The sequence below is a fragment of the Cupriavidus sp. BIC8F genome, assembly GCF_032465815.1.
GTDB classification, from domain to species: domain Bacteria; phylum Pseudomonadota; class Gammaproteobacteria; order Burkholderiales; family Burkholderiaceae; genus Cupriavidus; species Cupriavidus necator.
In genome coordinates this window covers 214993-228525 of record NZ_CP136096.1, presented here as the reverse complement: position 1 = coordinate 228525, position 13533 = coordinate 214993, and the positions used below count along the sequence as shown (strand labels likewise).

The 13533-nt window shown below is 61.5% G+C and carries 10 protein-coding genes and 1 pseudogene; 2 read left to right on the top strand and 9 right to left on the bottom strand.

Features of this window, described 5'->3' with window-relative positions:
• Positions 1 to 513 precede the first annotated feature (513 nt).
• The 4 genes from RS901_RS35895 to RS901_RS35880 all read right to left on the bottom strand — a co-directional run bounded on the left by RS901_RS35895 (position 514) and on the right by RS901_RS35880 (position 2953).
• Entirely contained in the window at positions 514 to 924 is a 411-nt protein-coding gene (locus tag RS901_RS35895; RefSeq protein ID WP_316157408.1) for a MarR family transcriptional regulator, read from the bottom strand.
• Complete coding sequence (locus RS901_RS35890; RefSeq protein WP_316157407.1) at positions 921 to 1286, bottom strand: toxin-antitoxin system TumE family protein; 366 nt, start codon at positions 1284 to 1286, stop codon at positions 921 to 923. The genes RS901_RS35895 and RS901_RS35890 overlap by 4 nt, the downstream gene beginning before the upstream one ends.
• Positions 1287 to 2292: 1006 nt before the next feature.
• Entirely contained in the window at positions 2293 to 2583 is a 291-nt protein-coding gene (locus tag RS901_RS35885; RefSeq protein WP_316157406.1) for a hypothetical protein, read from the bottom strand.
• A gap of 79 nt (positions 2584 to 2662) precedes the next feature.
• Positions 2663 to 2953: an H-NS histone family protein gene (locus RS901_RS35880; protein ID WP_316157405.1), complete on the bottom strand. Its 291-nt coding sequence runs from the start codon at positions 2951 to 2953 to the stop codon at positions 2663 to 2665.
• A 740-nt stretch (positions 2954 to 3693) separates the two neighbouring features.
• On the opposite strand from RS901_RS35880, the gene ltrA reads away from it, so the two are divergent.
• Complete coding sequence (ltrA, locus tag RS901_RS35875) at positions 3694 to 4977, top strand: group II intron reverse transcriptase/maturase (protein ID WP_316157404.1); 1284 nt, start codon at positions 3694 to 3696, stop codon at positions 4975 to 4977.
• Between the two features lie 212 nt (positions 4978 to 5189).
• Here ltrA and RS901_RS35870 read toward each other — a convergent pair whose 3' ends face one another.
• The gene (locus RS901_RS35870) at positions 5190 to 6476 is read right to left on the bottom strand and encodes an IS701 family transposase (RefSeq protein WP_316150576.1); all 1287 of its coding nucleotides are present in this window, start codon (positions 6474 to 6476) and stop codon (positions 5190 to 5192) included.
• A 480-nt stretch (positions 6477 to 6956) separates the two neighbouring features.
• Between RS901_RS35870 and RS901_RS39050 the strand changes: the two are divergent.
• Positions 6957 to 8793: pseudogene (locus RS901_RS39050) on the top strand (DUF4158 domain-containing protein); the annotation flags it as partial.
• Positions 8794 to 8898: 105 nt separating this feature from the next.
• Here RS901_RS39050 and RS901_RS35860 read toward each other — a convergent pair.
• From RS901_RS35860 to RS901_RS35845, 4 genes are read right to left on the bottom strand one after another with little or no spacing between them, the layout of a single operon-like run.
• Positions 8899 to 11553 carry an ABC transporter permease gene (locus tag RS901_RS35860; RefSeq protein ID WP_316157402.1) on the bottom strand — a complete coding sequence of 885 codons (2655 nt, stop codon included), beginning with the start codon at positions 11551 to 11553 and terminating at the stop codon, positions 8899 to 8901.
• The gene (locus RS901_RS35855; protein ID WP_316157401.1) at positions 11550 to 12227 is read right to left on the bottom strand and encodes an ABC transporter ATP-binding protein; all 678 of its coding nucleotides are present in this window, start codon (positions 12225 to 12227) and stop codon (positions 11550 to 11552) included. Before RS901_RS35855 ends, RS901_RS35860 begins: the two co-directional genes overlap by 4 nt.
• Entirely contained in the window at positions 12220 to 12882 is a 663-nt protein-coding gene (locus RS901_RS35850; RefSeq protein WP_316157624.1) for an ABC transporter ATP-binding protein, read from the bottom strand. Before RS901_RS35850 ends, RS901_RS35855 begins: the two co-directional genes overlap by 8 nt.
• Before the next feature lie 4 nt (positions 12883 to 12886).
• Positions 12887 to 13483, bottom strand: a complete 597-nt coding sequence (locus RS901_RS35845) for a hypothetical protein (protein WP_316157400.1) — start codon at positions 13481 to 13483, stop codon at positions 12887 to 12889.
• Positions 13484 to 13533: the final 50 nt, after the last annotated feature.

Here is a 13533-nt window from a genome sequence, read left to right as displayed (position 1 = left end):
TTGCCCCATGGGCCAGACCAAGGAGCGGCACGGGAAGGAGGCCTGACACGTGGCGGCCGCCCCCTTCCAGCCTCACCGCCATACCGCCGGCTTGGCACCGTGCTTGCGCGGGGGCGCACACGGCGCCCCTGACGGCGCGCGTCCGCGGCTTCGCAAGCCTCAGTGGGCCACGCAGCGACTGACCGATCCGTTGGGATAAGGAACAAAATTGCTCAAAACGTCGACTGGAGGAACAATATTCTGCAAAATTCCTTGGCATAAAATTGTTCCTGGTGCCTCGGAAACGGCCAGCTGGCGGGCGACCAGCAGGAACAAAATTATGCAAACCGACGCCTCCCGTTGGTTTGCACGGATTGGTTTTTGCAGAATTTTGTCGCGCCCATGAGGACGACCTGCTGGTGCACGGGAGCGCTCGCGCTGGTGGCAGGCACGGCACACCACTGGCGTGACTCAGCAAGCGCCGGTCGGCGTTTTTCCTAGGATGACTGCCTACCCCAGTGTCGCGCCGCCTTGCTACGCCGACAGCAGGCTATCGGTCGACGACGGCGCGCTGCGACCGGGGGTGAAATCAAAATCCAGATCGAGCTCCACGCCGTCATAGTCCACCCGCGGTGCCAAGCGGCGGCGCGGTCCGGCCTCGAGGCGCACCAAGTTGTAGCGTTCCATGGTGCGTAGCGTACGCGACAGGTTCGAAATCGCGCGTCCGGTTTTCTCAGCCAACTCGTCGAGGGACTCAGGGTGCGTCTGGCTGATGAGCGTGAGTAGTTCGCGGTTGGCGGGCGACAGCACTTTGGCCAGCACGTCGAGCGATTGGAACCAGACCTTGGGCTCGTCAGGACCTGGTTTATATTGGCCCCGCGCAATGGCGATCGTGCGCGCCTTGTAGTCCTCGAGTGACGCAATGCCGATTTTCAATCTGCTCATGATCCGCTACTCCTTTGCTGCAGGATATTGTCGACTTCCGCCCAAAAATCGGAGACAAGCGTGCCCGCATCCTGATAGTCGTAAAACCGCACGCGCTCGCCGGCGTGCTTGTGGTCGTACTCGATTCGAGTGCGCGCCCCAGGGCCGTTGCCCTCAACGATGGAATGGGCATTGTCAAAGCCCAAGAGGCGCAGCCCAGCCGCGTCGTGCAACGTCAGCGAATATTTGATGCCATGCGGCCGTTCGGGCGACACCGCACAAGTCCTCGCTTCAAACTTGACCCAGCATGCCCCATCGGCGTCAACGGTGAAACTCTCGCCATCCAGAGCGAGTAAATTGTCCAAGCTTGGGTCACGTGTCATGCCATATCTTATCAGAGTATGATAATAAACTAAAGGGCGAGGCCGTCGCGTCGTGCGGTGCGCGCTGATACTGGATAAACATACAGTATCTGCCCGGCTCCCCCGGAGACCGAACCGGCATTGCCGCAACGTGCTTGGCTGGATTCTGGTGCCCGCGCAGGTGGTCTCCAGTTTGCACGTCTGATGCGACGGCTGTCCCCTCTGCTGCTCGATCCTGTTGAAGCAATGGCCAACGCCGCCCGCTGTCGCTCTGGGCGCGCAAGCCTGGCGCGCCGGCTTCGAGGCTGGTCGCCGCGTCGACTCGTCGCCCGCCGGCCCTTACCCTCTCCTTTCGGGGTAATCATTTGCCTGAAGCAGTGACTACATCGAGGGCCGGCTCGCGCTCCGCACATCGCCGTCAGATCGCTAGCCTAATCGCTCCAGGCCGATAAAGGCCTATCTGACCGTAGGACACGCTCGGCTAACTTATCCGCCCTCGTAGGACTCATGCGTGCGGCGCGCGACTCTGAAGCGTTGCCAGCCACACAGAATTGCGGCCGAAAACGCCATCAAATCCTGTGTTAAGTCCCGCTTACTTCACCGTATGCTGCTGCCTGAGCAGTCCTGCTACCGCCCGCGTTCCCACCCCCGGTGGCGCGGGTTCTTTTTTTCGCCTCTGCACTTACTCAATGGGGGAGCGATTGTGTGCACGGAGAGCTTGGCGGTTACTGATAGCTTGCACGGCAGCTCATGTGTGATGGCGCGCCTCACCAGCTATCAGTGCGAGCGCGGCTTCGCGGACGGCACTGGAGCCGGCCAGTCGACGATTCGGCGTAGCAAGGACCTCGACTTGCTGTCCGCAGAAACAGGTACGCTGGGCCGCGGGGAAGCCGCCCTGGCGCAGGGCACCGTGTGAGGGGACCTCTGGTGCCCCGCCGTGATCCGCTCGTCGAGTTCGAAGGTGGGGCACATGGAATCATTGGGCTCTTGCGCGATGCGGGGGTTTCCCTTCTGTTAGAAAAAGTGCCTAATGCGACTGTTTTCTGATTTCAACCTGCTCATCGATAATGGCCAGGAGTTCGGATACTGAGCCGGAGAAACACTGTCGTACCTTCTCTCGTGTTTTGCGCTCGCTGGCTGAACGCTCGAGCTCGTAGCTACCGCCTTCTTGCGAAAGTCGGATAACTCGCAGTTCCTTGCTGGGTCGAACCTGCAGCCAATAAGAATACCCATTCCTTATCCCTTTCTCTGTGCGTTCGCGAGGAATCAGGTATGGCCGGGCAAGCATGATCTCGGCGTGAATCGCTTCAGAGGACATGGTGCTGCTCTCAGAAAAACGAAACCCCTGCATTGCGGGCAGGGGCGAATTCTATTCCGAGGTGCAGAAGCTGAGGCTTTTAGGCTTCTTCTGCAATCAGGAATCTCTTGGGGTTCTTACCGAGCCAGGCCGGTTGGCGACCACGGCCGGACCAAGTATTCCCGGTCTTGGGGTCACGGTATTTAGGGGGCAGTTCCGACTTCGGCTTGCTTGCACCGCTGCCCGCTGGACGGCCGCGACGGCGCTTGGAAATGTCTTCGACCGTCAAGCCATACTCAGCCATCAGGGTCTGAATCTTCTCGATGACGCCTGCCACTTCATTAGCGCGTACCTCTTCCAGTTGGGCTTCGAGGGCCTGCTTCTGGGACATGAGTTCCTTATAGGCACCTCATTACACACAACTCCTGAAGGCTGGTCCTCCGCAGAAAGTCGTTTACGGTCAATGACATAGCGGGTGGGGTTGTATAGCGCCAGGATAAGACTGGGAATGGGGGAAGTACCGAAGTATGGGCGGAAACCATTCGTTGGATTCCAGAGGGTTCGACTCCCTCCCGGCAAAGCCTAACCAGCAGCCGCGAAGCGAGCTTTGCATGCGAGTGCGGTAACGCACTACTTGAAGCGTAAGCAGCAGGTACTAAAGCCATGTGATTGAGCCTCGATATCCTAAGCGCAGGGTGTCTTCATTCTTACAACAATGGGGACTGCACTGTTTGGTCGACATGGTGAGACCAAACAGACCGGCCGGGGTCTGAGAGCAGGGCAAAGGTACAGGATGGAATCTCCAGAAACCTGGGAGATCCTGTAGTCGACCAATCTGAGAAGCCGATGGCACGAGGCTATAAACGGGCCGGGCTCTTGCAGGGGCTTGCACGGCAAGGGAGCGAACATGCAAGAACGGATTGGGGCGGAGGAGCGAATAAATAAGTGACTCCGTATTCGCTACAGGAAGTCTTAGTGCCTTCGTAGTACCGTTGACGCCGGGGAACGCTGTTCAGGCGGACCCGGTCGAGGGAAGGGAGGCATCATCGTTGTTTTACAGAACCGTTCACGGGAAACACGGGAGGTACATTGAAACCGGAAAGCGTGTCAACGAAACAGGAACGGATAGCCATGCTGGCAAGGAGCAATCCGGCAATGGCACTCACGTCGCTAAATCAGTACCTCGACTACGAGTGGGTTAAATACGCCTACGACTGCACGCGCAAGGATGGTGCGGTTGGCGTGGATGGCCAGACTGGGGAAAATTACGCTGCCAACCTGGAGCAAAATCTTCTCAGCCTGATCAACCGGCTCAAGTCGGGCAGTTACCGGGCACCACCAGTTCGTCGGCATTTCATCGAAAAAGCCGATGGAAGCCTGCGTGGACTCGGTATTCCTTCTTTTGAAGATAAGGTAGCTCAACGTGCCGTTGTGATGCTGATGGAGCCGATCTACGAGCAGGACTTTATGGACTGTTCCTTCGGGTTCAGATCGGGTCGTAGCGCGCATGGAGCACTGGAAGCGATAAAGGAGGCAATTGTGATGCGGGGTGGGCGATGGGTGCTCGACGTGGACGTACGAAAGTATTTCGACAGCATCGATCGGGCCAAGCTGAGAGAATTTCTGGCCAGAAGAATCACGGATGGGGTGGTGAGGAAACTGGTTGATAAATGGCTAAAGGCGGGAGTGCTGGATCAGGGGCAACTGTCGTATCCCGAAGCCGGTACGCCCCAGGGTGGTGTGATTTCACCAATGCTCAGTAACGTTTATCTGCACTACGTGCTGGACGAATGGTTTGTGGAGGTGGTGCGGCCAAGGCTGCGCGGTCCGGGCAATCTGGTGCGTTTTGCCGATGACTTTGTGATGCTGTTTGCATACAGGGACGACGCAGAGCGTGTTTTGGAGGTGCTCGGCAGGCGAATGGGGAAGTACGGATTGGAACTTCATCCGGACAAGACGAGAATGGTCGACTTCCGGTTCAAGCCAAAGTCAGTGGGCGATGGCCGGGAAAAGGCATTAGCAACGACGTTCAACTTCCTTGGGTTCGTTCATACATGGGTGAAGTCGCGGTTTGGCAAACCTGTGGTGAGGCAACTGACCGCGAAAGACCGCGTGGCACGCGCACACAAGGCATTCAATGAGCAGATAAGAGCAATGCGGCATTGGCCGATACGCGAGCAACACCAGCGGATCTGCCGAATGCTAAATGGGCATTTCGCCTACTTTGGCATCAGTGGTAACTTCCAGCGACTCTCGGCCCTGAAATTCAAGGTGAAGATTCTCTGGCGCAAGTGGTTATCACGAAGGTCGAATGCAAGCTACATCACCTGGAAAGCGTTCAGGGAAATCCTGAACAGGTTTCCACTGCCGAAGGCCAGAATCATTCACCCATATCGCAAGAAGGCAAGTCCGTGAGCGAATCTGGACGATGAAGAACCTAGTGCCTTAATTGGGCTCGCTGGGGTCTGTGAGGGATGCGGGCGGTAACGCCCGTGTCTACTCGGAAACATTGGCTCAACATTAGACATGCGAACGGCCGCCTCGCCGGCTGCGATGGTGGTCGTTAACGACGCGATTTGGCAATGGAAACAGCAATGAGACGCCGTCAGAAGCGCGCGCGGGCAGTCCTACGAGGTCGGTCGCGTGTCGTTGCGTGGCGTCGGCCACTGGAATTTCTGGGACTTGCGGTTCAGGCCATCGCGAAACGCAAGTCCAGTAAATTCCATGCGCAGCCACTGCATGACCAGGCCGGCTGTGACGGGCTGATTCACGCGCCATGGTGCGACCGAGTCCATCGGGAAGGTCTCGGCAAGCACCAGACTCAGCAGTTGGTTCAAAGTCCAGGCCATCGAGCGAATTTGCATCCACAACTCCAGCACGGTGCGCGTTTGCTGCCAGAGATTGCTCACGCCGAACCAGCGCTTGAGATTGTGGAACAGCGGTTCTATGCCCCAGCGGCGCGCGTACAACTGCACGACCTCCTCGGCGCTCAAGTCCGTTTCGGTCGCGAGCAGCAGACGGGGCTTGGTCCAGACCTGTTTCTTCGCATCGAAGAACTGGCACCAGACGGCACGCACCAACGCGCCCTTGAGGAAGCGAGCGCGGGCCTCGGCAGAGCGCAGGCGAACCTGCTGGTCTTTGCCATAGAGCGGCATGCGCAGTTCGATCGCGGGCAGTGCTTCGATGGCCTCGGCATTCAGGCGCTCGCCATAGATGCGCTTGCGACCACGTCTGGGTGTAGTTGGCGGTGGCGGGACGAGAAACAGTGCGGTGTCGATGCGCGCCTGTCCAATCACATGCATTTGTCTGCGCAGCAAAGGCAATACCAGGCGGGCGCGCATGAACCACGAATCGAACAGTACGCGCACCGGCTTGTTGGCCACCCCTGCCAGAGAGCGGACCAGCACCAGCGCAATCTTCAGCTTGTTGCGGTTGCCGGCGTTTGGCACCAGCCGCGAGAGAATTGGCAGCACCAGATTTCCCCCTCCGTTGCCCAGCGCGCTCACGCCCAGTGTGACCCAGCACTGGGCCCGCATGAATTGCGGCCGATTGATCTTTCGGCTGTGGTCGTGGCGATACGCGCAACCGGGCGCCTGCTCCGAGGAGCGCGGCACCAGCGTATCGTCGATGACCAATGTCAGCACATCGCATGGCAGCACTGTGAGCACCAGCAAGAACAATCGGCGGGCCAAACGCACGGTGCGCAAGCTGCCGCGCTCGAGAAGCTTGTAGTAGGTCGTCCAGTGCCTGCGTCGCGCGATGGCGCTGATAGCGCGCGTCACCCAGCCTTCTGGCGAAACCATACAGCCGCACAGCAGTTCGATAAAGCTCGCGCGAGAGCGAATCGGCACGGCCAGAAGCAGGAGGTTGATCCATTCGGACAGACACAGTCGTACACGGTTGGACAAAGACATGGGCAATCGCAAGAGGACCGAAAACGATCCTCATTGGCCGCCGCGCTGCTTGCGCTAAAACCCGCGCAAGCAGCGCGGCGGCCACACGATCATTGCCCCATGTCAAGCATTTTTCGATTTCTTGAATCCGTTTCCAACCCGCTCGTTGAGCGGGCCTGAATGTCTAAAGTTGAGAGGTCATAACTGCTCCAGTGAAACAGAGACTCACGCGACTTGCAGGTCGCACGAACACATGTTTGGCGAGATCGATGCCGAGGATGTCGATTTCCATGATGAACCTCCACGTGTCAGGTTAGGCCGACAGTGTCCTCCGAGGGAGGCGCCGGGTCCATCTCAGTAAAATCTTACGGTTTCCCCGCAAAGCCTTTCTTTATAAGACGCTCCGGGCAAAGCAGAAGGCTGCCTGCTGCCCTCAAGTGACTTCGGGAGTACCATGTCCGCCCGCGATTTCGGATCGTGTCACCTGGATGGGGGCGGAAGATGCCGGGCTTGGAATTTCGTTATGTGGGAAAAGACAGCTTGCCTTCTCGATTGTCGGAATTCGATGTCGAGTACTATTTCGCGCTGACCGACAGCGATGTTGCCGCAATCAACCAGAAATTTCGGCGTGCCGGCCGTGCCGGAGCCGCCATCCAACTGGCATTTCTGCGGGCAAGTGGCCGTACCCTTGACCAACTGAACACACTTCCCCGTCAGCTTCTGCGCTACGTGGGCGAAAAGCTTGGGTTACCAACTCCGACGATCGCCTCGCTGCGCACCATCTATCAGCGATATCCGACGCTGTATGAACACCAGGTCTGGGCCTGCCAATACCTCGGCTTGACACGAATCGATGACGATCACTGGAGAGGCCTCGGAGCTTGGATGCGGCAAGATGCCGCCGAATCGCTGTCCCTTGAGGAGTTGATCCAGCACGCCCACTACTGGCTGTATGAGCGGCGGATTCTGATTCCTTCCACACGAGCGCTGCTGAGTCTGGCTCGTTCAATTTGGGCGGGCATCGAGCGAGATTTGCTGGTGACGATTGAGGCGGTCGTCCCCCTGGCGCAGATAGCAGGAGCCGAAGCTGCCGTGTTCGCCCACCATGCGACAGCGGGGGCGACCGTGCTGGAATGGCTCAAGACCCCGCCAGCACGGCACAGCCCCTCAACTATGAACGAGACGCTGGCCAAGATCCGCTTCCTGAAGGGCCTCGGCGTGCATACTTGGGCGTTTGATGCCATTCCGATCGAGAAACAGCGCGCCTGTGGCCAGCGTATCCAGGCTCGCCGTCCCGCCAAGGTCCGCGAACTGAAGACCTCCACGCGTACGATTGAGCTGGTGTTTTTCCTGCGTGTGACCTTGCTGGAGCTGACGGACGCGATGCTCTACCAAACCGGACGGCGCGTCTCCGACCTGGTTCGGCAGGCCTACAACAAGACCACGACGAAGCAAGCGCGCTCGGCGATCGAATCCCGGCAGCAAATGGTCGAGATCAAGGCCCTGGTTGACGATACCCGCCGCTCGGCCGACGAACGGCTGGCCGACATCGGCAAGCTGCTTGAAGGCCTATCCGGCAAGCCACGCCGCCAGCGTGCGCGAAACGCTCACGGAAGACCACCACCGTATCCGCAACCTCCTGACTTCCTTGCGGGAGTTGGAATTTGCCAGCAACGGCACCGATCCGGCCCTGCGGCAGCTTGAGTTCATCGGTAGTCTGCACGACCAAGGTGCGACGGAATTGCCGCCCGATTGCAATGTGTCGGTGGGCGCGAGCTGGCGTGACCTGGTCGACGGCGAAGACCGTAAGCGCGCGTTGCGCGCGATGGAAGCCTGCGCGATCACGGGCCTGCGTAAGGGGCTGCGCCGCGGCACCGTGTGGATCAGCCATAGCCTGTCATTTCGCGAACGCGATCAGCTGCTGATCCCGCCGGCTCAGTGGGATTCTGAGCGCGACCGGTATCTGTCCACGCTTGGCTTGCCGAACCAGGCGGACACCTACCTCAATCCCCTCATGGATCACCTGAAGGCAGGCCTCGCGGCACTGGATGAGGCGCGTGTAGCAGGCCACGTCACGATCGACACGAACGGCGTGCTGCATCTGTCACCACTCGAAGCGGCGGAAAGCGATGGCATCCCCACGCGCACCCGTGATCTGCTCTTCAAGGAAATCGGCAACGCGCAGTTTTCCGACATGATTCTCGAGATGGATGCCCGTACCAATTTCAGCGAAGTGCTGCTGGCGCGCAAGGCCGGGGACGCGCACGAACTGATCACGCTCTACGCCGCGCTGCTCGCACATGGCACCGAGCTCGACGCCAAGGGTGTCGCCGCCATGGCCTGCCCGCGGGACATGCGCAGCAACGACTTGCCCACCAGCCCAGTAACGAAGCGAAGCACTCGATGCGGTACCAGCAAAGACATGGCTGATGGCAGCTCCATGTTAAATCTCGCGCATTCGTTGTACTGCCGGGACGCGTGTTTCCCGAGTGGCGCCGATCACGGCGAAAGTGACAGAGACCAGAGCGACAACGACCACGGTAGCCAGATAGGCCCACGGCACCGTGAGAACTTCTGGCGGCGGGTCGAAGACGCCGGTCAATTGCTTGACCAGCATCCAGGCCAGTGCGAATCCGCTGAATGTGCCAACGGTGGTCCCAGCAAGAACCAGTAGTAGCGCCTCGCACCACAGAAAGGCACCGAGTTGCCGAGGCTTCGCGCCGAGGGCGGAGAGAATGGCAAAGGTACGCCGCCGGTCGGCAAGGCCGAGTGCCAGGATCAAACCGGTCGCACCGACCACCATGACAACGGCGAACCCCAGCTCCAGTCGCGTCAGCCCGGCGAGGTCGACCGCGGTAAGGCTTGAGCCAATGAGCCGCTGCGTTTGATTGACGTCGGTGACCCTTATCCCCGGGAATGGCACGACCATGGCCCGCGCGGCGAACGCGACCTGCGCCGGGTTCACGGACGTCTTCAGCAACACGATTTCAGCAGCCTCGGTCCCGGTTTGACGCCCAACGTAGCTTGCATTGGCAACCAGGAAGGAATCTCGGGGAGCGGTTGGAAACTCGCGTACCACGCCAATGAAATGGAATTTGACGATGTGATACTGATGGTCCTTCGCGCTCTGCAGCCGCAAGTTGAGTTCGTCGCCCAGGCGGAGTTGGAAATCCCTGACGGTCTCTTCCGACACCAGAATGCCATCTGGCGTACGCGCGAGCAGAGCCAGCGTTGCGCTGGCATCTCGGCTCTGGAAGTAGGCGTCCGATATTCTTGTCGCTGCCGCGATGTGCATCGCGTCGATCCCATACAGGTCCTGCAAATCGGTGCCGACGTAGGCAAGCCGGTGCTGCATCGGTTGGGCGGCGGTAACGCCGGCGAGGCCGGCGAGCTCGTTGAGCTTGAGTGACGCGGGCACCTGCGTCGTACCCGTGACGGTCACATCTGCACCATTGGTGAGTTCGGCGTCGATGCGCGCCTGCGCGTGGTAGGTGGCATTGAAGACCGCCGTTGACGTCGCGAAGGCAAAGGCCAGCGCGACCAGGACAATGCCCTGCGTCAGGCGGCGCCGCTGGCGGCTGATGGCCGCGGCAACGACCCCGGCCAGCGCCCCGGCAAGCGGGCGTAGCCCCTTGGCAAGCCGTTCACGGCCGCGCTTGAGTCCGGCCTGGCAAAGCCTGACCGTCAGCAGGCCCAGGCCCAGCCACAGAAAAACGGGGGCGAGAAAGGCCGGATAGTCGATCGAGGCCGAAGGCGTTCCCTCGGGAGCGAGTACCACCTGATACCCGGTGCTCCACGTCTTCCAGAAGATGAGGGCCGACAAGGCCAGCAGGATGACATCGAGACCGGCCCGCCGCCAGAGCCCGCTGCGATCCCGACCAATCGCCATCCGCGCCACCGTGACGGTCGCCTGTCGGGCATCGACCCAGGCTGTGGCAAGAAGCGCGGCATGGGCCAGGAGCATTCCCGCCATGGCCGCCCACACGCCCCAGCGCACGGCAGAGGCATCGACATGATCGGCGCCGAGTAGCGTCGTGGACAAGAGCGCGGCGAGGATAAGGCCGGCAAGCGCGCCGCACAGTCCAACACATGTCGCCTCGACCGCCGCCAGCCGCATAATTTGGACGGTCGAGGCCCCGCGAATGCGCAGCAGGGCCTGCTCGCGTCGCCGCCGGTCGGCACCGGATGCCATCACCGCGATCGTCAAAAACGCGGACAAGAAGACCCCCGGTGCGCCAAGAAACAGAAAGAGCACTTTGGCGTACAAGGCGTCACTGCGTACCGCGTCGAGGCGCGCTGCCAGATTGTCCGCAACGAGCCCGTTGCCCGCGATGCGCGCCTCGAGGTTCCTCGCGGCCCCCCTGACCGCAGTCAGCGCCGCCTGCGGATCGCCGGAAAGGCTGGCGTGAGACAGCCTGGCGTGCAACTGAATGCGCACCGAATCCGGTCTGATCGCTGCTTGGGGGTCGAAGAGGCGATGCCATGCGCGCATCGGCACTAGCAGCACATTATCTGGTGGCGCTTGCGGAGCGGCGCCGGGCGGCACCCCAACCGCCTGAAACATCGAATCGGCATTCGGCAGATCGACGATCCCCGCGACCTTGAGTTCGGCCGGCGGCAGGCCGACACGCAGGATCGTGACGGCGTCGCCTACCGTCACATGCAGATTGGCTGCCGTTTGCTGCGCGACCAGGACGCCCTCCAGGCCACCGAGCAGCTGGCGAAACTGCGCCGGGTAGTCATGCGCATAGGAGGCCTCCAGGCCAAGCACCTTGCCCTTGCCCGTCGTCTGCACGGTCCCGCCGGCCTGGGCCTCGAAGCCGTCCACCTCGGCATAGCCCACCGTCTGCAGCTTCGCGACCGCCGTGGCGCCTTTCATCGCCGCGACGACCGCAGGCATGGCCGTACCGGGGACAAGCTGCACCTGCCAATCGACCGGCACGCTGGCGATGGCGCGGCGCGTCATGGAAGCGGTGCTCTGGGCCAGGAATGCACCCAATGAAGCGAGCAGCGCGACGGTGATTGCAATGCCCGCCGCCGTACCGGCGAGCCGTGCACCGCGCGCCTTGATGAGACCGGAAAGCCAGAGTCCGATCATGTGCCCTCCGCCGTCTTGGCGCCTTCGGTCAGATGACCGCGCGCCATCTGCCAGACCGTCTCCATACGCGCCGCCACCAATGCATCGTGGGTGGCGACCACCAGCGCGGCGTTGGTGCCGGCGAGGTGCGCCAGCAGCGCATCGAGCAGAGCGCGACCCGTCGGCTGATCGAGCTGGCCAGTGGGTTCGTCGGCCAACACCACGCGTGGCCGTCCTGCGATCGCCCGTGCCATGGCGACCCGTTGCATCTGCCCTCCCGACAGCTCCTCGGGTAGTTTGCGCGCCAGGTCGGCCAGCCCGAAGGTCGCCAGCGCGTCGCGCACGGCCCGGTCGATATCGCCTGGCCGCTTGCCCAGCAGCAACGGTAACGCGACGTTTTCACCCACCGTCAAAGGATCGAGCAAACTCGGCGCCTGAAACACCAGTGCAATCTTCTCGGGCAGCAGCGTCTCGGCGCTGCCCAGCGCCGGCCACGCGATGGTGCCGCTGGTCGGCATCTCGAGTCCGGCCATGAGATGCAGCAGCGTCGACTTTCCGCTGCCGGAACGCCCCACCAGCGCGACCCGGTCTCCTGACTGCAGACGAAAGGTGGCAGCGGCCACCGCGTCGACCGAGGTCATGCCTTGTCGGTAGGTCCGGCCGATTGCCTGGGCCTCGATGAGCGTATCAGGCATCGATGAGGCGTCCATCCCGGATTACGAGGAGGCGGTCGGCATGCGACGCAAGCGCCTGGCTATGGGTGGCCACCAGGATGGCTCGCCCGGCGTGGCAGTGATCGGCCAGGTGGCGCAGGATCCTGGCCTCGGTTGCCGAGTCGACTTCCGCCGTGGGCTCGTCCGCCAGCAGCACCTGGGGGTTGGCCGCCAAGGCAACCGCCAACCCGGCGCGCGCCGCTTCGCCGCCCGATAGCTGCGACGGGCGTGCCAGGCGGCGGTCTGTCAGGCCCATGCCTTCGAGCAGGAGCTCGATTCCCCGCCGGTCGACTTGTCCCGCCAGCGACATCTGCAGCCGGACATTGCCCTCAACCGTCAGGTGTTCGAACAGGTTCGCCGATTGCATCAGGACGCCAAGGTGGCGCGCGCGCAAGGCGGCACGCACTGCTTCGGGCCGTCGCGACATGCGCCGCCCCATCACCTCCACATACCCGCCGTCGGGTTCGTCCAGTCCAGCGAGGCAGGCGAGCAGCGTGGATTTGCCACTCCCGGACGGACCCAACAAGGCAACGAATTCTCCTGCCCGCATTTGCAGAGAGATGCCCCGCAAGGCGGCGGTCTCGTCATCGCCGCGATGGTAGAAGCGGTAGAGTTCGACGGCTGTCAACAGTGGCAGAAGGTCAGCGCCACTGGAACGAGTTGGACATGAGCTTCCATTGATCGGCATTGTCGGCTCCCAGCGGTGCAGAGAAATCCAGCGTGACCAGCTTGCCGTGACGTTGAATCAGGTAGCGGCGGCTCTCGACGCGCAATGGCTTGTTGGTGACCGGGTTGGGTTCGGAATTCGAGGTATAGACGATCAGGATTGCCGGCCCCGCCTGCAGCGTCACGTTCCGGATTGCCTGTACGTTGACTGCGCGCCCGAGCCTGGCCAGCTCCACCGCCTCATGTTCGGCCACGGATGCCGCCGTGGGCACGGTGGGCCTGGTGGCGACCGCAATGTCGATCGCGTTGTATTTGTCCGCGAACCTCGCGCCGTCCTGGCGCTCCGTTCGCGCCCATCCCTCGGGCACCTTCAGCGCGAAGCCCAAGGGCGACGCATAAGTGATGAACACCTGGGAGTCCGGGATGTCGCCCGGCGGGGATTTCTCCGCCGCGGCCGGCCGTTGCGCTGCGCTCGCCGGCGTGCCAACACCTTGCGCACCGCCCAGCAGTGCAACCAAGGCAACGACAATCATGGGGGCCGTTGGGAAGGCGCTCTTGATGGTGCCCTGCATGGTGACTCCTTTCTCTGACTGTCGCGGCTCAATTTGCAAATGCGGAAGTT